The organism is Marinobacterium halophilum (genome assembly GCF_003014615.1).
Lineage (GTDB): Bacteria > Pseudomonadota > Gammaproteobacteria > Pseudomonadales > Balneatricaceae > Marinobacterium > Marinobacterium halophilum.
In genome coordinates this window covers 246,559-265,517 of record NZ_PYGI01000002.1, presented here as the reverse complement: position 1 = coordinate 265,517, position 18,959 = coordinate 246,559, and the positions used below count along the sequence as shown (strand labels likewise).

18 protein-coding genes are annotated in these 18,959 nt (G+C 58.1%); 10 read left to right on the top strand and 8 right to left on the bottom strand.

All coding sequences use genetic code 11. The annotated features are described in order from the left end of the window. Positions 1 to 142 precede the first annotated feature (142 nt). From CLV44_RS02570 to rsgA, 7 genes are all read right to left on the bottom strand, one after another. A complete protein-coding gene (locus tag CLV44_RS02570; RefSeq protein ID WP_106590552.1) occupies positions 143 to 697 on the bottom strand; it encodes a FlgO family outer membrane protein in 555 nt (184 codons plus the stop codon). Positions 698 to 714: 17 nt separating this feature from the next. Further along, positions 715 to 1,374: a hypothetical protein gene (locus CLV44_RS02565; protein ID WP_106590535.1), complete on the bottom strand. Its 660-nt coding sequence runs from the start codon at positions 1,372 to 1,374 to the stop codon at positions 715 to 717. A 160-nt stretch (positions 1,375 to 1,534) separates the two neighbouring features. Next, on the bottom strand, positions 1,535 to 2,533 hold the full coding sequence (ygfZ, locus tag CLV44_RS02560) for a CAF17-like 4Fe-4S cluster assembly/insertion protein YgfZ (RefSeq protein ID WP_106590534.1): 999 nt from the start codon (positions 2,531 to 2,533) through the stop codon (positions 1,535 to 1,537). An 81-nt stretch (positions 2,534 to 2,614) separates the two neighbouring features. Next, positions 2,615 to 3,478, bottom strand: coding sequence for an archaetidylserine decarboxylase (gene asd, locus CLV44_RS02555; protein ID WP_106590533.1), 864 nt, complete (start codon positions 3,476 to 3,478; stop codon positions 2,615 to 2,617). A 12-nt stretch (positions 3,479 to 3,490) separates the two neighbouring features. Beyond that, positions 3,491 to 4,324, bottom strand: a complete 834-nt coding sequence (locus CLV44_RS02550) for a sulfurtransferase (RefSeq protein ID WP_106590532.1) — start codon at positions 4,322 to 4,324, stop codon at positions 3,491 to 3,493. 66 nt (positions 4,325 to 4,390) lie between these two features. Then, entirely contained in the window at positions 4,391 to 6,028 is a 1,638-nt protein-coding gene (locus CLV44_RS02545; protein WP_106590531.1) for an HDOD domain-containing protein, read from the bottom strand. A 3-nt stretch (positions 6,029 to 6,031) separates the two neighbouring features. Then, on the bottom strand, positions 6,032 to 7,057 hold the full coding sequence (gene rsgA / locus CLV44_RS02540; protein WP_106590530.1) for a small ribosomal subunit biogenesis GTPase RsgA: 1,026 nt from the start codon (positions 7,055 to 7,057) through the stop codon (positions 6,032 to 6,034). 95 nt (positions 7,058 to 7,152) lie between these two features. On the opposite strand from rsgA, the gene orn reads away from it, so the two are divergent. Then, positions 7,153 to 7,695, top strand: coding sequence for an oligoribonuclease (gene orn, locus CLV44_RS02535; protein WP_106590529.1), 543 nt, complete (start codon positions 7,153 to 7,155; stop codon positions 7,693 to 7,695). A gap of 1 nt (position 7,696) precedes the next feature. On the opposite strand, the gene queG is transcribed toward orn, so the two are convergent. Further along, a complete protein-coding gene (gene queG / locus CLV44_RS02530; RefSeq protein WP_106590528.1) occupies positions 7,697 to 8,827 on the bottom strand; it encodes a tRNA epoxyqueuosine(34) reductase QueG in 1,131 nt (376 codons plus the stop codon). A 66-nt stretch (positions 8,828 to 8,893) separates the two neighbouring features. Here queG and CLV44_RS02525 point away from each other — a divergent pair, with 66 nt between their 5' ends. From CLV44_RS02525 to hflC, 9 genes are all read left to right on the top strand, one after another. Beyond that, positions 8,894 to 10,402 carry an NAD(P)H-hydrate dehydratase gene (locus CLV44_RS02525; protein WP_106590527.1) on the top strand — a complete coding sequence of 503 codons (1,509 nt, stop codon included), beginning with the start codon at positions 8,894 to 8,896 and terminating at the stop codon, positions 10,400 to 10,402. A 12-nt stretch (positions 10,403 to 10,414) separates the two neighbouring features. Continuing rightward, on the top strand, positions 10,415 to 10,894 hold the full coding sequence (gene tsaE / locus CLV44_RS02520; RefSeq protein ID WP_106590526.1) for a tRNA (adenosine(37)-N6)-threonylcarbamoyltransferase complex ATPase subunit type 1 TsaE: 480 nt from the start codon (positions 10,415 to 10,417) through the stop codon (positions 10,892 to 10,894). Then, entirely contained in the window at positions 10,891 to 12,228 is a 1,338-nt protein-coding gene (locus CLV44_RS02515; RefSeq protein WP_106590525.1) for an N-acetylmuramoyl-L-alanine amidase, read from the top strand. Before tsaE ends, CLV44_RS02515 begins: the two co-directional genes overlap by 4 nt. A gap of 13 nt (positions 12,229 to 12,241) precedes the next feature. Further along, positions 12,242 to 14,092 carry a DNA mismatch repair endonuclease MutL gene (gene mutL / locus CLV44_RS02510; RefSeq protein WP_106590524.1) on the top strand — a complete coding sequence of 617 codons (1,851 nt, stop codon included), beginning with the start codon at positions 12,242 to 12,244 and terminating at the stop codon, positions 14,090 to 14,092. Positions 14,093 to 14,133: 41 nt separating this feature from the next. Beyond that, positions 14,134 to 15,039, top strand: a complete 906-nt coding sequence (miaA, locus tag CLV44_RS02505) for a tRNA (adenosine(37)-N6)-dimethylallyltransferase MiaA (RefSeq protein WP_245912572.1) — start codon at positions 14,134 to 14,136, stop codon at positions 15,037 to 15,039. A gap of 118 nt (positions 15,040 to 15,157) precedes the next feature. Further along, positions 15,158 to 15,397 carry an RNA chaperone Hfq gene (hfq, locus tag CLV44_RS02500; protein WP_106590522.1) on the top strand — a complete coding sequence of 80 codons (240 nt, stop codon included), beginning with the start codon at positions 15,158 to 15,160 and terminating at the stop codon, positions 15,395 to 15,397. Between the two features lie 8 nt (positions 15,398 to 15,405). Next, entirely contained in the window at positions 15,406 to 16,719 is a 1,314-nt protein-coding gene (gene hflX / locus CLV44_RS02495; protein WP_106590521.1) for a ribosome rescue GTPase HflX, read from the top strand. Between the two features lie 56 nt (positions 16,720 to 16,775). Beyond that, entirely contained in the window at positions 16,776 to 17,975 is a 1,200-nt protein-coding gene (gene hflK, locus CLV44_RS02490) for an FtsH protease activity modulator HflK (protein WP_106590520.1), read from the top strand. Continuing rightward, the gene (hflC, locus tag CLV44_RS02485; RefSeq protein WP_106590519.1) at positions 17,975 to 18,859 is read left to right on the top strand and encodes a protease modulator HflC; all 885 of its coding nucleotides are present in this window, start codon (positions 17,975 to 17,977) and stop codon (positions 18,857 to 18,859) included. The genes hflK and hflC overlap by 1 nt, the downstream gene beginning before the upstream one ends. Positions 18,860 to 18,959: the final 100 nt, after the last annotated feature.

The window sequence follows — 18,959 nt, the reverse complement described above, 5'->3', positions numbered from 1 at the left end:
CGGATGCTGGAACGTTATTCTACTGGAATAACAGCTGAGCTATGTTTGTTAGAAGCTATTGAGCGATATCCACAACAACTAACTCAGACATAGCCATAAAAAAACCGGCTGTTCAGCCGGTTTTTTCAGGGTGCAGCCAGGCTTAACGCTGGCGCGGCAACATCGCCTTGATATCACGGTTCAGCGGCAGGCTGAAGTCGTGAGAGCCGAGGATGATATTGTCGTTGGTACGTACGATGCGGGCATTAACATAGATGTTGCTGCCGCCAATGGCATAGGTACCCAGCAGTACGGCCTGAGCATCATGGGCCAGCATCAGTGACTGCAGTTTGCGGGACAGGATCAGCTCGCCGGTACGTTCCTTGACGAACAGGCTATCGCGCATTTTGACTTCAGTGACCATCAGTTCCTGATTGGACAGGGCACTGGTGAACTGTTCGGACAGTGTGCGTCCGAAAGTGGACGACTGCTGCAGATCATCGATATTGGCAAAGGTGGCGACCAGTACCGGTGCATCAGCGTCAAGACCTTTGGTGCCCGCCATCAGCTGGCTGGCGGCGGTTTTGACTTCCTGGATCAGATCCACTTCCGCGCTCATCGGTGAGCTGGTTTTCTGCGTGCTGCTGCAGCCCGCGGTACCCAGCATGGCGGTGGCGATTACACCCGCTGCCAGTAACTGTTTGTAGCGTTTCAACATGACCATATCTCCCCTGATTACCATTCACTGCTGACCGGCACAGAGCGAGTGCTCGGTGTGATGTAGTGAGCGTTGTCACCCGGGTTGATGTAGTAGATGCTGGAGTCGGAATACACGACCTGTTCGGCCATGGTCACCTGCGTGGTGATCACGACTTCCTGGCTGGTCTCGCTGGTCCAGCTGCCGCTGAACAGGTCAGTTGCAGCTGCCGCCGGGATCAGCGCCAGTGCAGGCTCGGCCCAGTTGTTGAACGGGATGGTGGCAACAGCGATGCCGGCGGCCAGAGTGGTCATGGCACCTTCCGGTGCGCGGATGTAACCGCGGTCCTTGTGCTTGACGACCTGAACCTTGTAGCTGACTTCGGCGGCCTGGTTCGGTGTCGTTTTAACGTAGGCACCGTTCGCAACCAGCTGGCTGGTCAGCAGGGTATCAAATGCAGTGCTGAACGGCGTTGCCTTGTCGGCACCCTTGATGAACAGCGGCTGGCTTTTCAGCAGGTCGCTCTGGATCAGCAGCTCAGCCTGATGCTGCGCCAGTACATCCCAGTGATGAGCGGCTTGCATCTTCTGCTGCTCAGAAATGGGGTAGGTGGAAGCGATGGGCGCTTGTGATGTGTGGGTGGAGCAACCCGCAAGCACTGCGCTACCGATGGCCAGGAGGCATACCTTCCGAAGCATGGTGTATTCCTTTATGTAATTGGGTCCAGAACAGAGCATAGCGTAAAACCTGCCCCGGTATTAAGCCCGAGTTTGCTGTAATTTTCTGGCACAAGTCTACCAGAATGTGAACAGCATTCTGCCGATTGAAGTCAATAAACGCACCAGTTGTACAGGTATCTCAGCGTTTGCTTTCAAACAGGCGTGGGTCAAGAGTATACGGCAGAGCTTTCATGCTCAGCACCGGACCTGCGCTGCTTTCCAGATGGATCGACTGCTGCTCGGCCTGGTCCTTGACGATCACGGCCAATACCCGGTAACGGTGATCACCGCATTGCGCGACGCGGACGATCTGGCCAACATTTTCCTTGCTGGCGCTGGCCAGTCGGGTGCCTGCTTCCGGTGCCTGTTCCGTTTCCACCTCGGCCAGATACATAGGACGCTTGAGCTGGCCACGGTGCTGCAGACGGGTGACGATCTCCTGACCGGTGTAGCAGCCCTTGGTGAAGCTGACGCCCTCGAAAACCTGCAGATTGATCATCTGCGGGATGAAGGCTTCGCGGGTGGCAGGAAACAGCTCGGGAATACCGGCATCAACTGCCGCCAGTTCCCAATCGTTGCTGCAACCGATGCCGGCTGCTGCTTCGGCCATGGCCATCAGGTCGGCCAGTTGATCGGCGGCACACCAGAGTTCGATCAGGGTCTCGCTGTGACGTACGAGGGCAGTCCCCGGGAACGCTTCGGTGAGGCGTTCAGCCAACGCGGCGGCACCGCTGCCGAGCAGGCCAATGCCCAGGAGGTCGTCTTCCAGCGCGGCTTCAGCCTTGGAGAACATGATGTATTTCTTCAGCAGAGCCAGGGCATCTGCTGCCATCGTGGACTGTGTACGCAGCCAGTAGCAGGCGTCGCTGGCATGGATGACCTGATACAAACTGTGTATGTGCCCCTTGATGTTGCAATGGGCACCGGGCAGGGAGCCGGTGCTGTTAACCGTGTTCAGGTCACAGCTCAGCTGTCCCTGCAGGAATTTATGTGCCTCCGGACCGGAGACCGAAATAACGCAGGCATTGGTCAGCGGAACCAGGGTGGTGGGCTGTGCGTGTGCAGGGGTGCTGATGACCCGGTCATCGGCCAGCTGAATACCCGGCTGTTGCAGCAATGTAAGCCAGTGTGCGTGCATAACGTGTTGATCTCCATTGAAAACCAGATGGCATTCAGTCTAAACAATAAACGGGCCGTTATCAGCCCGTGATGTTCAGGGTTATTGTGCGGTATGGCGCTGGCCGATCGCACGGCCCATCGTCACGCTGTCACCGGCTGACAGTTGCTCGGTCCAGTCCATGACATCGGGGCCGAACAGAAGAATAACGGTTGAACCCAACTTAAAACGTCCCATTTCCTCACCGGCAGCCAGTTCAATCGGTGCCTGGCCCGGAGGCGGGGTCAATGTCAGCGGTTGGCGCGGCAGCGGTGCAACCTGACCGTTCCAGACGGTTTCGATACCAGCCACGATCATGGCCCCGACCAGTACCATCGCCATGGGACCCAGTTCGGTATCGAAGATGGCGACCAGGCGTTCATTACGTGCAAACAGGTTATCCACACCGGCTGCAGTCACCTGGTTCACCGAGTACAGGTCTCCCGGAATATAGACACTTTCACGCAGTGTGCCGCTGATCGGCATGTGGACGCGGTGATAGTCGCGGGGTGACAGGTAGACGGTAGCGAACCGGCCGTTGATGAACGGCTTGGCACGTTCCAGATCACCTCCCAGCAGTGTACTCAGCGCATAGCTGTGCCCCTTGGCTTGAAAGATGCGGCCATGGTCGATGGCACCGAGTTGGCTGATGGCACCATCGGCGGGCGACAGAATGGCGCCGGCGGTGTTGTCCAACGGTCGTGCTTCAGCGGTCAGCGCGCGGGTGAAAAAGGCGTTGAAGTGCTCATATGCCTCGGGGTCGGGCTGCAGGGCCTGGCTCATATCGACCTGGTAGCGTTTGCGAAACCAGTTGATGAACAGGTTTTTGACCCAGGGGATGCGGCATTCGGCCAATTTGCCGACAGCACGTGACAGCAAGTGCTGGGGCAGGATTTTCTGCAGCAGGATAAACAGCGAATCGTTCAAGATGTTCTCACTTTATTCAGTCGGACATTGATCGGTCTCTACCGGCAGATCGGGGCGGTTGCCCCATTCAAACCAGGAACCGTCATAACAGGCCAGTTGCGGGATCTGTAGCCACTTTCCAACCAGGTAGGTTAAGCCCGAGCGGCGGTGGGTTTGGCAATGGGTTACTACCTGCTTGCGGGTGTCGATACCTTTTTCGGCGAGCAGGGTGATTAGCTGGTCACGGGGCTTGAGCCGCGGGATCAGGCCGGGTTGCAGCAGTTCGGTCCATTCAAGATTGAGTGCTCCCGGAATATGGCCGCCGCGCTGGGCATTGACCACTTTTTCACCACGGTATTCCGCATCGGAGCGGGCATCCCAGATGCACAGAGTGCCGCTATCCAGTTGCGCGAGGATCTGTTCGGCGCTCATGCGCAGAGTTGGCACATCCTGCAGTTTAACGTCACCGGGCTGTGGCGTGTTTGCCTGCTGCTCCAGTGGCAAGCCTGCTGCTTTCCATGCTTGAAGATGGCCATCCAGGACACTGGCCGCCTCATGACCGATGCTGTTCAGTGTCCAGATCATGCGCCCGGCCAGCAGTCCTTTCTGGTCATCATAGACGACCACTTGAGTGTGCGGTGTCAGGCCCAACTCGGAAAACAGTGCCTGCAACTGCTGGGCATTGGGGATCTTGTTGGGGACCGGCTCTTCGCCACACATCAGTCGCGCCGGGTCCAGATGGACAGCACCGGGGATGTGGCCTGCGTAGTAGTTGTCGGGTGTGGACAGGTCCACTATCAACAGGTTGGGAGCCTGCAAATGGGGAGCAAGTGCCTCGGGGGCGATGACCAGTGGTAAAGACAACATGGCAGTATCCATTAGGTGTTCGGTATTGTGAGGATCATAGCGAAGCCGGCCGCATACGCAAAGCGGTCAGGCGAGACGACGCAGTGCTTGAGTGGCTGCAGCACAGACTAGACGGAACTGATCGAACTGAAAGTCGGATAGGCTCGCATGTTCCGGCAAGCTGTCGACATAGATCACGGCAACTGGGGTGTCGCGATTGAACACCGACATCAGTGCATAATCACCGTCATCCAGGCAATCCGTGAAGGCTTCGGGCAGCATCGCCTGCAAGGCGTTGCGGTTTTTACTGTGCAGCCAGATACCGGCAGGTTTTTCACTCAGGCGCTTGAACAGGCTGGGAACGTCCAGGCTCAGGGCAAGTGCTTTCAGCGGGTGTGTGTCCGGCAACCCTTTGCTGTGCGCGCATTGCAGTTGTTGCTTTTGGGTATTGACCAGCAGCAGCGCATAGCGCGGTAGCCCGAGCCCAAGATGTATTCCCTGTAACAGCACCTGCAGCACCTGTGCCGGTTTGTTGAAGGTGGGCTCATTGCTGTTCAGGCGTGCCAGCAGCTGCTGATAGAGTGCCGGGTTCTGGGGCTGTGTGACCGGAGGCGTGGTCGGTGCTGTTGCCGGGGAGGGTGGCGCAGCTTTGGGTTTGGGCATCAGTGGCGGAAACGCACCATCGCGTGTCAGGCGTTTAAGCTCCGTGGCCGGGATCAACCCGGTCAGCGGCTGCTCGGTAACGCTTGGCAGCATGATCATTTCGGCTGCCGGGCTGAGTGTACCGGCAACGTGATAGCAACGTGCGGCCTCGGCGCAATACTGGTGCAGCTGTGCGGCAAGACGGCTGCGATCGGTGCTGAGATAGTCGGCCAGAATATCGAGTAGCCGCAAGGCCTTGTCACTTTGCCAGCCGCGGGTAGTGGTCAGGGCCAGCCAGTTGCCCAGCTTGACCGGGAAAAAGCGCTGTTGAGTCAGCTGGTTGATTTCACGCAGCTCCAGCTTGCCCAGCGCCGGGTCTTTCACCGCACGGCGATGCAGATGTTGCAAGGTGTCACGATTGGGTGAAGTGGTGTGGCTCAATGCCTCAAGGGTCAGAGGCGGCAGCCCCCAGCGACGGCCCAGCTCGGCACCCAGTGCCTGAGCGGTGCAGCCGAAAATATCCTGCTCGGCGAGGGCAACATCGACACCCTGCAGCAATACGCGCTGTTGGTAATGCTGCTTGTGCAGGGGCGCGTGCAGCCATAGTAGCCAGTGCACGGAACCGTACAGCAGAGCCGCCAGCCGGACCTCCTCAACAAAGGGCAGACCACGCTGGCGGCACAGTTCGGCACTTTGGAAAGCGGCATGCAGGCTGTCGGCAATCGCGCGGAAGTACATCTTCTGCTGCATGCTGTTGGGGTTGACCTTGAGGCTGGTTAGTTCGCGGGTCAACTGTCCCAGTTGTTCCAGTCCGACCGACCCAACCGCATGTTGAATGCCGGTGACGGTGGTGCCTTTGCGTTGATGCAATTGCTGTGCGACCCGGGTGACGTGCAGGCTGAGTACAGGGTCTGAACTGACCAGCTGGGTCAATTGTTGCAAGGTGGTACGGTCGCTGGCCAGTAGACGCCGGAAGCGGGCGAGAATGCTGACCCTGACCGGCAATGGCTTATGTTCGAGATAGTCGGCCCAGGCATCGAGGCCGTAGGGCGTACCGGTCGCGGTTGGCTGGCTCTGTTCCATCGGTCAGCGGTTGTCCTGCATCGAGTTCAGAATCTGTAGGTAACTGTTGAAACGCGGGATGCTGATGTCACCGTTTTCAAGTGCCTGCAGAAACGCACAGCCGGGCTCCTGCTCATGGCGGCAGTCGCGGAAACGGCAATAGCCACGCAGGGCGGCCAGTTCGCGGAATCCGTCCAGAACCTGTTCTTCTGTCATGTGCCAGAGGGCAAATTCACGTATCCCCGGGGAGTCGATCAGGTCGCCGCCGTCGGGGAAGTGAAAGAGACGCGCTGTCGTTGTGGTGTGTTTGCCCTTGCGGCTCTGCTCGGAAAGCGCACCCACTTTAAGGTCGGAACCTGGCAGCAGGCTGTTGATCAGGGATGATTTGCCGACCCCGGATTGGCCTACAAACACACTGATATGGTCGGCCAGCAGCGCCTTGAGTTCATCCAGACCGTGGCTGCTGGCAGTCGATGCCTGCAGGGTGCGGTAACCGAGTTCGCGGTACTGTTCCAGCAGTGGCTCCAGGCGCTCGCGATTTTCAGCGGTGAGCAGGTCGGCCTTGTTCAGCAGCAGAACCGGTTCGATATCGCTGGCTTCGGCTGCGACCAGGTAGCGGTCGATCAGGTTGGCGTGGGCATGGGGCTCAACTGCAATGACGATGACAATGTAATCGATATTAGCTGCCACGGGTTTAAGTTCGCCGTGGTTATTGGGGCGCATCAGTTCGCTGTGTCGGTCCAGTGTGGCTACTACCACACCGCTATCGGCAGAGCGGCGCCACACAACCCGATCGCCGGTGACCAGTTGACCCAGGTGGGTACGCATGTGACAGCGCTGAATATCCCCTTTGTGCTCGCCTTCGAGTACCTCGACATCGACCTGACGACCAAAGTGGGAAATGATGAGACCCTGCTGTTCAGGGCCGAGATCGCCCCCTTCCAGCTGATCCTCGACCAGGGTGTCACGTCGCTGCGCACGGGCAGTACGCTCTTCCTGGATCTTGCTGATGCGCCAGGCCTGACGCCGGTTTACTTTACGTTTTCCCATACCAGCCGGTATCACTCGCTCACTGCTACTGTAGTTGACGTGCTAAGGTATTCCAATCCGAGTGAAATTGACAGTTTGCCAGGGGAGAAAGGTGCATGGCGCGCAAGGATAATCTGATTTGGATTGATCTTGAAATGACCGGGTTGAACCCGGATACCGACCGTATTATTGAAATGGCCGCCATCATTACTGATGCCGACTTGAACTTTATTGCCGAGGGGCCGGTCATTGCTGTGCACCAGCCGGACACGGTGCTGTCGCGTATGGATGAGTGGTGTACACGCACGCATGGCCAGTCAGGCCTGACCGACCGGGTACGTGCCAGTACTGTCAGCGAAGCCGAGGCGGAACAGGCGATGCTGGCTTTCCTGCGTGAGCACAGCGAACAGGGTGCGTCACCGATGTGCGGCAACAGCATTGGCCAGGACCGTCGCTTCCTGTGGCGTTACATGCCGGAGATGGAAGCCTTCTTCCACTATCGCAATCTGGATGTGAGTACCATCAAAGAGTTGGCAAAGCGCTGGAAGCCGTCGGCGTTGGAAGGCTTCAAGAAGCAGGGCACGCATCTGGCACTGGATGACATCCGTGAATCGATCGAGGAGCTGCGTCACTACCGACGCCATTTCTTCCGCCTGTAAATCATTCAGGCAGACGCCGCGCGCCCGGATGATCAAGAATCGGCAGCGGCGACGGGCCTGCAGCGTTTCTGAGCTGCTGCAGCGCCCAGTCGATATGTTCCTGTACCAGTGCGCTGCTCTGTTCGCGGCGTCCCTGCAGTGCTTTGGTTACCGCGTCGCCGCCGCGGCTGTTACCCAGCGCGACCGCCAGATTACGTTGCCAGCCTTCGTAGCCGGTACGCCGGATGGCGGATCCTTCCGTACGCTTCAGGAACGTCTCTTCATCCCATGCGAACAATTCCAGCAGGCCCGCCTGATCAATGCCGTGTCGGGGCTGGAAATCAGGCTCGTCACTGCGTTTGGCAAAGCGGTTCCAGGGGCAGATCAGCTGACAGTCGTCACAGCCGAAAATGCGATTGCCCATCAACGGCCGCAGTTCCGGCGGAATGCTGCCTCGGTGTTCGATGGTCAGGTAGGAAATGCAGCGGCGCGCATCGAGTACGCCCGGTTCCGGGAAGGCCTGGGTGGGACAGATGTCGATGCAGGCGCTGCAGCGGCCGCAGTGTGATTCGGTTTCCGGTGGGTCAATCGGCAGCGGCAGGTCGATGAACAGTTCGCCCAGCAGAAACCATGATCCTGCCTGACGATTGAGCAGTAGCGTATGTTTGCCGATCCAGCCAAGACCCGCATTGCGTGCCAGTGGTCGTTCCAATACCGGTGCGCTGTCGACGAACGGGCGAAAACGTACCTCAGCTCCCTCCACTTGTGCATCCAACCACTGTCCTAACTGTTTGAGGCGCTTGCGAATCAGTTTGTGATAATCGCGCCCCAGGGTGTAGCGGGCAACGTAGGCCTTGTCCGGGTTGCGCAGGATGCCAGTGATCGGAGCCCCGGCGGGCAGGTAATCCATGCGCAGCATGATGATGCGCTGGGTGCCGGGCACCAGCAGGGTCGGGTCCAGCCGCTTCTCGACGTTCTGGGTCAGGTAGTCCATGCTGCCCTGATAGCCCTTGTCCAGCCAGTGCTGTATGGCTTCAGCCTCTTGGTGGGCATCCGGCAGGGTAATGGCACAGTCCTGAAAGCCCAGGGTGCGAGCCTGTAGTTTGAGTGCCCGGGCCAGGGCGTCGAGCTGTTCGGTGCTGAATTGGGACATAAACGGAACCGGGTGTGTCCTGCTCAGTCCATCCTCTATAATGAACTGATACGAAAGGAGAAAGCCATGACGAGCAGAGCAGAGCTGCCAGGGGCATTATACACGGCTGAACAGAGCCGTGCCCTGGATCGTAGCGCCATCGAACAGTTCGGTATTCCCGGTTTTCGGTTGATGCAGCGTGCCGGTCACGCCGCATTTGTGGAGTTGTTGGCGCACTGGCCTTCGGTACGGCGGCTCACGGTCGCCTGTGGTAGCGGTAATAATGGCGGCGATGGCCTGATCATGGCGGGGCTGGCTCAGCAGCATGGTATCGACGTGCAGGTGCTGGTGCTCAATTCTGCGTTTGCCGAGCGGTTGCAGGGAGAAGCACTGGCGGCCTGGCAATGGGCGCAGGCTGTGGGTGTCGAGTTGACGCCTTGGCAGTCGGGTACGGAACTGCAGGGTGAAGTGTTGGTCGATGCCTTGTTGGGCACTGGGCTTGATGGCCCGGTCCGGGGTGAAGTGGCCGAACTGATTCGTCAGTTCAATCGTTCACCTCGACCGGTCATGGCGGTAGATATTCCTTCGGGCCTGTGCAGCGACACGGGGCGTGTGCTCGGGGTTGCGGTCCGGGCCGACCTGACCTTGAGTTTTATTGCGCTCAAGCAGGGGCTGTTGACCCACGAAGGGGTAGACCATTGTGGTCAGGTTCTGTTTGACGGCCTGATGTTGCCGGATGAAGTGTATGAAGAAGTGCCGCTCAGTGCCTTTCGTACCGATCGCGATGATCTGGCCAATCTGTTGCCGCCGCGTCGGCGTTCGTCGCACAAGGGGCTGTTCGGTCATGTCATGGTGATCGGCGGGGATCACGGCATGGGCGGTGCAGCTTTAATGGCGGCCGAGGCTGCCGCTCGTAGCGGTGCCGGGCTGGTATCGTTGGCGACCCGCCCTGAGCATGTGACGGCGGCACTGACCCGAGCACCGGAGGTGATGGTGACCGGGGTCAACTCGGGACAGGATCTGCAGCCGTTATTGGAACGCCCCGATGTACTGGTGGTAGGGCCGGGGCTGGGCCAGTCCGCCTGGGCTGATCAGCTGTTGCAGCAGGCGCTGAATTCCGGCCGTCCGCTGGTGCTGGATGCCGATGCATTGAATTTGTTGCCGCGTAAATTGCAGAATGATACCGGTCGACATGACTGGGTGTTGACGCCACATCCAGGGGAGGCTGCACGGCTGTTGGGTTGGGAAGCGGCAGATGTGCAGCAGGACCGTTTCCGTGCGGTGCGTGAGCTGCAGGCTCAACTGGGTGGAACCGTCGTGCTCAAAGGCGCGGGCAGTCTCAGTTTTGATGGCGATGCCATGCATTTGTGCAATGCGGGTAATCCCGGCATGGCCTGTGGTGGCATGGGGGATGTGCTCTCCGGTATCATCGGTGCGCTGCGCGCGCAGCGGCTGAGTGCCGTGGATGCGGCACGAGCCGGTGTGTATGCTCATGCTCGAGCGGCTGATCTTTGTGTGGCCGACCAGGGTGAGCGTGGTTTGTTGGCGACCGACTTGATTGGCCGAGTGCGCCGGGTACTCAGTGGTATTGAATAAAGGAAACAGGCGATGAAACTCTATCTCCCCGATGAGCAGGCGATGACCGATTTCGGTGGCCAATTGGCACAGGCGATTGACGCCGGTGCCGTGATTTTTCTGCTGGGTGATCTGGGGATGGGGAAGACAACCCTGAGCCGTGGTGTACTGCGCGGCTGCGGCCATACCGGTTCGGTGAAAAGCCCGACCTATACACTGGTTGAGCCATACGAGACGCCGGCCGGTACGGTGTACCACTTTGATTTATATCGGCTGGCAGACCCTGAAGAGCTGGAATACCTCGGCATTCGTGATTATTTTACTGATGATGCGCTCTGTCTGGTGGAGTGGCCGGAAAAGGGTCAGGGCATGTTGCCCGTGCCTGATCTTGAAATCCGGCTGAGCCTGTCCGGGGAAGGGCGTCAGCTGGCACTGCTGACCAACACTCAAAAAGGGCAGCAGCTGGTCGATAACCTGACCAAGCGGACTGATCAAGCATGTGGGGGCCAATGAAAACATTCGGACAACTACTGGGTGCTGCATTGTTGTGCCTGACGGCCATGACGCTGCAGGCAGCAGAAGAAATTCGCAATGTGCGGGCCTGGTTGGCACCGGACAACACTCGTCTGGTGTTTGACCTGTCCGGACCGGTTGAACACAAGCTGTTTACATTGTCGAACCCGGACCGTGTGGTGATTGACGTCGAACAGGCGCAATTGAAGGCTTCGCTGACCAATCTTGGGCTGGATAAAAGCCCGGTCGGTGAGATCCGTCACAGCACGCGTGGCGATGGCTTGCGCATCGTGCTCGACCTGAAACAGAAAGTGCGGCCCAAGAGTTTTGATCTCAAGCCGAATGAGCAGTACGGGCATCGCCTTGTCGTCGATCTGGATATGGGTGAGCAGGCGATGGTCACCAAAACGGTGGTGCCGGTGCCGGGCGTAAGCGGAAAGCGCGATATTGTTGTCATGATCGATGCGGGTCACGGGGGCGAAGATCCGGGGGCCATCGGCCCGGGCGGCGTGCGTGAAAAGGACGTGGTACTGGCGATTGCCAAGAAGATCAAGCAGTTGATTGATGCGCGCACGGGCTATCGAGCCGTGCTGACCCGTACCGGTGACTACTACATCAGCCTGCGGGGGCGGACCACCAAGGCGCGTCAAGGCAATGCTGACCTGTTTGTTTCCATTCATGCGGACGCCTTCAAGGATGCGCGTGCGCGTGGGGCTTCGGTGTGGGTGCTGTCCGGGCGCGGGGCCAGTTCCGAGATGGGGCGCTGGCTGGCGCGGCGTGAGAACAGTGCTGACCTTATCGGCGGGGTCGGAAGCCTCAGTCTGGATGACAAGGATGATGTTCTGGCCAGTGTATTGCTGGACATGTCAATGAATGCCAGCCGCAAAGACAGTCATCAGGTGGCTTCACGGATTCACGGTAATATGGACAGCTTTGCGCACATGCATAAAAAACATGTGGAGCAAGCCGGGTTTGTGGTCCTCAAGTCGCCGGATATTCCGTCTATCCTGGTTGAGACCGGTTTTATTTCCAACCCGGGTGAGGCGCGCAAGCTGCGTACCTCAAGCTATCAGCGGCAGATGGCGGAAGCGGTTTACCGTGGCATAATCGATCACTTTCAGGAAAAGCCGCCTGCAGCGACCTATATCGCCTGGGCCAAACAATCCGGCAATATGGTTGCCGGTGGCGAAAAAATGTACCGGGTTGTCTCCGGTGATACCTTGTCCGTCATTGCTCAGCGCAATGGTGTTTCGCTGCAGGTGCTGCGCCGTGCCAATAAGCTCAACGGTGATCGTATCCGTGTCGGCCAGATGCTGCGTATTCCTGCCGGTTAATCATTAGGGTTTTATGTCACGTATTCATTTGTTATCACCGCAACTGGCGAACCAGATTGCGGCTGGCGAGGTTGTCGAACGGCCCGCGTCGGTGGTCAAGGAACTGTTGGAAAACAGTCTGGACTCGGGTGCCGACCGGATTGAGTTGGATGTCGAGCAGGGCGGCATCAAACTGATCCGGCTGCGTGACAATGGCCGTGGTATCGATACCCATGATTTGCCGTTAGCACTGAGCCGTCATGCCACCTCCAAGATTACGGCGCTGGAGGACCTGGAGGCCGTGGGCAGTCTTGGTTTTCGTGGCGAGGCGTTGGCCAGTATCAGCTCGGTTTCGCGGCTGACGCTGACTTCTCGACCGCTTGAGCAGGCCAATGCCTGGGCGGTGTCGGCACAGGGGCGAGACATGACGGCTGATGTTGTACCGGCGGCGCACCCGCCGGGTACGACCGTTGAAGTTCGGGATCTATTCTTCAATACCCCGGCGCGGCGCAAGTTTCTCAAAACCGAGAAAACCGAATTCCGCCATCTGGAAGAGGTGGTCAAGCGTCTGGCGCTCAGCTGTTATGACGTCGGCTTTACACTGCGCCACAATGGTAAGGTGGTGCACCAGTTACGCCCTGCTGACACGGAGCAGGCACGTGAGCAGCGGCTGGCACAGTTGTTGGGCAAGGCGTTTGTGGGCGAGTCAGTGGCGCTGGACATCGCGGCGGAGGCGTCAGGGCTTCGGCTGTGGGGGTGGATGGGCTTGCCAACCTTCTCGCGCGCGCATGCCGATCAGCAGTATTTTTTCGTTAATGGCCGCGTCATTCGTGACCGTGTGGTGACTCATGCCGTGCGCCAAGCCTACCAGGATGTACTGTTTCATGGTCGGCATCCGGCATATGTGCTGTATCTCGAGCTGGACCCGGCGCTGGTCGATGTCAACGTACATCCGACCAAGCATGAAGTCCGCTTTCGTGAGAGCCGGCTGGTGCATGACTTTGTTTTCCGGACGCTCTATCGAGTGATCGCTGACCTGCGGCCACAGGATGTTGCCCCGGTACATGGCGCACCAGAGGAGCCGATGTCGTCGCAACCTTCATTGGGCGGAGCGCAAGCGCCGATGAGTGCGCCGTCGGCGGATCTGTCCAGTTTGCGTCAGCGGCCGATGGGGCTGGGTTATGCCGGCAGTGCGGGTTCGCCACGGCAAGTGCAGGAGCAGATCCAGGGCTATGCCGCTCTCCATCAGCCCGCCGGTGTGGCACCACAGGTAACAGGGACGTCGTATGAACAGCAGGAGATGCCTCCGCTTGGATATGCGCTGGCACAGCTCCACGGTATCTACATTCTGGCGCAGAATGCCGAGGGTATGGTGCTGGTGGATATGCATGCCGCCCATGAGCGCATTGTCTATGAGCGCATGAAAGTGGCATTTGAGCAGGATCGCATCCGCAGCCAGCCGCTGCTGGTGCCGGTCAATTTGGCGGTCAGCGCCCGTGAGGGGGATATTGCCGAAGAGTGCCCGGATGAGTTTCATCGACTCGGCTTCCGTCTTGAGCGGATGGCTGAGGAGTCGCTGGTTATCCGTGAGGTACCGGTGGCACTGGCGCGGGCGAATGTGGAACAGCTGGTGCGCGATGTGTTGGCGGACATGTTGCAAGTGGGTACCAGTGATCGTATCCAGGCACACCTGAACGAGCTGTTGGCAACCATGGCGTGCCATGGCGCCGTGCGCGCCAATCGTCAGCTGACCGTGCCGGAGATGAATGCACTGTTGCGGGATATGGAACAGACTGAGCGCAGTGGGCAATGTAACCATGGACGCCCGACCTGGACCCAGTTGTCACTGGCCCAGTTGGATAAACTCTTTTTGCGGGGACAGTAATGCAGCATTCGGCGGCTAAAAAGCCCAGTGTCATATGTGTAATGGGGCCAACTGCCTCCGGCAAAACCGATCTGGCGATGCAGCTGTGTGACCGGTTACCCTGCGAACTGATCAGTGTCGACTCCGCGATGATCTATCGGGGCATGGATATTGGCACCGCGAAACCCGAACGGGAGGTGCTGCGCGCCTATCCGCACCGGTTGGTCGATATTCTGGATCCGGTTGAGGCCTACTCGGCGGCACAGTTTCGGGCAGATGCACTGCAGGCGATTACGGAGATCCAGCAGGCCGGCCGAGTGCCGGTGCTGGTGGGCGGCACCATGCTCTATTTCAATGCGTTGCAGCAGGGGCTGGCTGATCTGCCTGAGGCTGATCCGATTATTCGTGCCCGTATCGAGGCAGAGGCCGCCGAGCGCGGTTGGCCCGCGATTCATGCCCGCCTGGCTGAGCTGGACCCGGAAGGCGCTCGGCGGCTCAAGCCCAATGATGCCCAGCGGCTGCAGCGAGCACTGGAAGTGGTTGAATTGACCGGTAAGCCGATCAGCGAACATTGGCGCGAGCAGGGCGATGCCGCCTTACCGTTCGATATCATTCCCATTGCCTTGTCGCCGGGGGAGCGTTCGCGTCTGCATCAACGCATCGAGCAGCGTTTCGATATCATGTTGCAGGCCGGTTTTGAAGATGAGGTCCGCGCACTCTGGGAGCGTGGCGACCTGCAGGCGAACATGCCGTCGATCCGTTGTGTCGGCTATCGGCAGATGTGGTCCTATTTCAATGACGAATATGATCGCGAGATGATGCGATATAAGGCGATCGTGGCGACGCGACAGCTGGCCAAGCGACAGCTGACCTGGCTGCGGGGCTGGGACGGCGTACATTGGCTGGAAAGCGAGTCATCGAATTTAGTTGCCGACGTATTGAAACTGTCGGATGCTGCCGTTATATAATGAAATCCGGTATCATCGCGCGCAAACTCTGTTCATGCAGGTGTATGCTCCGAGTCTGTTTAATCCGAATCTTATAACTACACTATAAATTGATTTCCAATTCTGGAAGGAGTTTGCAATGTCAAAAGGGCAATCACTACAAGACCCTTACCTTAACGTGCTGCGCAAGGAGCGAGTTCCGGTATCGATCTTCCTTGTTAACGGTATCAAATTGCAGGGCCAGATCGAATCCTTCGATCAGTTCGTGATCCTGCTGAAAAACACTGTCAGCCAGATGGTGTACAAGCATGCGATCTCTACAGTAGTGCCTGCCCGTCCGGTCAAGCTGCCTGTGGCCGACGATAATCCTGCGGATTGAGGTATTAATTGTTTTTCGAACGTCCCGAATCCGGCGAGCGCGCGATCCTCGTCCATGTAGAACTGGCCCGAGAGGCCGATCGCGAAAATCCACGTGAGCTTGAAGAGCTGGCACTTTCAGCCGGTGCCGATCCGGTCGCGTTTTTGACCGGGTCTCGCGCGGAGCCCAGCCCAAAGTTTTTCCTGGGCAAGGGCAAAATTGAAGAGCTGCGTGACTTGGTGCATGAGCATGAGGCCGAGTTGGTGATCTTCAACCATTCACTGAGACCGGCGCAGGAGCGCAATCTCGAACGCGAACTGCAGTGCCGTGTGCTGGACCGTACCGGTCTGATCCTGGATATCTTTGCCCAGCGTGCCCGTACACATGAAGGTAAGCTGCAGGTTGAGCTGGCACAGCTGGAGCACATGTCAACGCGGCTGGTACGCGGCTGGACCCACCTTGAGCGTCAGAAAGGCGGGATTGGCTTGCGCGGTCCGGGTGAAACCCAGTTGGAGACCGATCGACGTCTGCTGCGCGTGCGCATCAAATCCATTCTCAAACGGCTTGAGAGAGTGCGTAAACAGCGCGACCAGGGACGACGTGCGCGTCAGCGTGCCGAGGTGCCAACGGTATCGCTGGTCGGTTACACCAACGCGGGCAAATCAACCCTGTTCAACCGGTTGACCACGGCCAATGTGTATGCGGCCGACCAGTTGTTTGCAACACTTGATCCGACACTGCGCAAAATTGAACTGGCCGATGTGGGGGCCGCAATTCTGGCGGACACGGTCGGTTTTATCCGTCATCTGCCGCACAAGCTCGTTGAAGCCTTTCGTGCTACGCTGCAGGAAACGACGGATGCGGGTCTGCTGTTGCATGTGATCGACAGTTATGACGAGGAACGTCTCGGTCACATTGAGCAGGTCGAGCATGTGCTGGAAGAGATCGGCGCTGCGGAAGTGCCCGTACTACAGGTATATAACAAGATTGACTGTATGCCGGGTACCGAGCCACGTGTCGATCGTGATGAAAACGGTGTGCCTTGGCGTGTTTGGGTATCTGCCGTCAGTGGTGAAGGCATCGAGCTGTTGTTGGCAGCGATCAGTGAGCGTCTGGGCGAAGAGATCTTTCATGATCAGCTGAAACTGACCCCGGCGGATGGTAACCTGCGGGCACAATTGTATGCGCAGGGCGCGGTCATTAACGAAACGGTCGATGAGAATGGGCATATGCTGTTGGACGTGCGTCTGCAGATGAAGGATTTCAAGCGTATTCTGAGTCGTCTGGGTATCGCGCAGGAACAATACCTGCCGGAGCTTGTCGATGAAGCGGGACTGGCGTAACAAAACGTGCAGAATTTACAATCCAGTTAATTAAGCGGTTTATAACGGAGAGCACTATGGCCTGGAATGAGCCTGGCGGTAATGGTAACAACCATGACCCCTGGAGTGGCGGCGGCGATAACCGCGGTAAACGCGGTGGCGGTAACGACCAGGGACCACCGGATCTTGATGAAGCAATGCGCAAGCTGCAAGACCGCCTTGGCGGTATCTTTGGCGGCGGCAAGAAGCGTGGCGGATCGGGTGGCGGTGGCAGCAGTGCAGGTGGCGGCAGTGGCTTTATTGTCGTACTGATTGTGCTGGCAGCACTCTTCTGGGCAGGTATGGGTTTCTATACCATCGACCAGCAGGAGCGTGGCATCGTACTGCGTTTGGGTAAATATCATGACACCGTACAGCCGGGTCTGCAGTGGAATCCGCCGTTGGTTGATGATGTCACCAAGGTCAACACCACACGGATTCGTTCGTATGATCACCGCTCACTGATGCTGACCGCCGACGAAAATATTGTCGATGTGGATATGACGGTGCAGTACGTGGTGTCGGATCCGATGATGTTTGCACTCAAGGTACGTGACCCCAGTGACAGTCTGGCCCAGTCGTCCGAGTCGGCACTGCGTCACGTGGTCGGCACGTCCGAAATGCATAGTATCCTGACTGAAGGGCGTGACACGCTGGCACTGGAAGTGCAGGCGCGTCTGCAGCGCTACATGGAGAGCTACACCACCGGTATCAGTATCTCCAAGGTCAACATCAAGAACGCCCAGGCACCACGTCAGGTGCAGGATGCGTTTGATGATGTGATCAAGGCGCGTGAAGATGAGCAGCGTGCCAAGAATGAAGCGGAAGCCTATGCCAATGGCATCGTGCCGGAAGCGCGTGGTCGTGCGCAGCGTTTGCAGGAAGAATCCAACGCCTATCGTGAAGAGGTTGTGGCCAAGGCAACCGGTGAAGCAAGCCGTTTCAAGGCACTGCTGACCGAGTACCAGAAGGCACCTGTCGTCACGCGTGAGCGTCTGTACATCGACACTCTGCAGGACGTGCTGGGACGTACAGGCAAGGTGATTGTTGATGTCGACGGTGGCAACAATATGATGTATCTGCCGCTGGATCGTCTGACTGCAAAGCAGCCGGTGAGTGATGGATCTGCACGGGGTATGCGTCTGGATGAAGACACCATGCGTCAGATTGCCGATCAGGTCATCGAAGAAACGCGCCAGCGTTCGCAGACCACTTCAGGCCTGAGGGAGGGACGTTAATGAAACCTACATCCATGTTTGGCTTGATTGCCCTGCTGCTGGTCGTGATGGTCGGTTCAAAATCCGTCTATATCGTCAAAGAAACCGAGCGTGCCATCAAGCTGCGCTTTGGTGAAGTTGTCGAAGCCAACATTCAGCCGGGTCTGCATTTCAAGATTCCGTTTGTGAACACCATTCGCAAGTTCGAAGGTCGGATCATGACCCTGGATGCGCGTCCGCAGGCGTTCCTGACTTTGGAAAAGAAGCGTCTGATCGTGGACTCCTTCATCAAGTGGCGGATCGACAATGTCGAAAAGTACTATACCGCCACGTCGGGTGATGAGTTCCGAGCTGCTGACCTGTTGTCGAGCCGTATCGAAACGAGTCTGCGTAACCAGTTCGGTGAGCGTACGCTGACTGAGCTGGTATCCGGTAAGCGTGAAGAGGTGATGGGCGACGTCATTCGTGCCCTGAGCGATCTGGCGCAGTCCGAGCTGGGGGTTGAGGTCATTGATGTGCGCGTCAAGCGTATTGATCTGCCGCAGGAAGTTTCATCTTCGGTGTACGAGCGTATGCGTACCGAGCGTTTGCGTCTGGCGCGTGAACTGCGTGCCCGTGGTCGTGAATTGGCTGAAGGTATTCGTGCCGATGCCGATCGTCAGCGCACCGTCATCCTGGCTGATGCGTTCCGTGAAGCGGAGACTCTGCGTGGTGAGGGTGATGCTCTGGCGGCCGGTATTTATGCCGAAGCCTTTCAGCGTGATCCCGAGTTCTACGCGTTCTACCGCAGCTTGACGGCATACAAGGAGTCTTTCTCCGGTGATGGCGACCTGTTTGTGCTGGATCCGAAGAGCGAGTTCTTCCGTTATCTGAACAGCTCAACCGGGGCGTCCGCGGCGCAATAGTACAGTGAAAACCGGGTGCCTTTGGTGCCCGGTTTCATGATATAGTTAATCAAACCGGGTCTGTGCCCGGTTTTTTTGTGACTCAGACCACCTGATGACA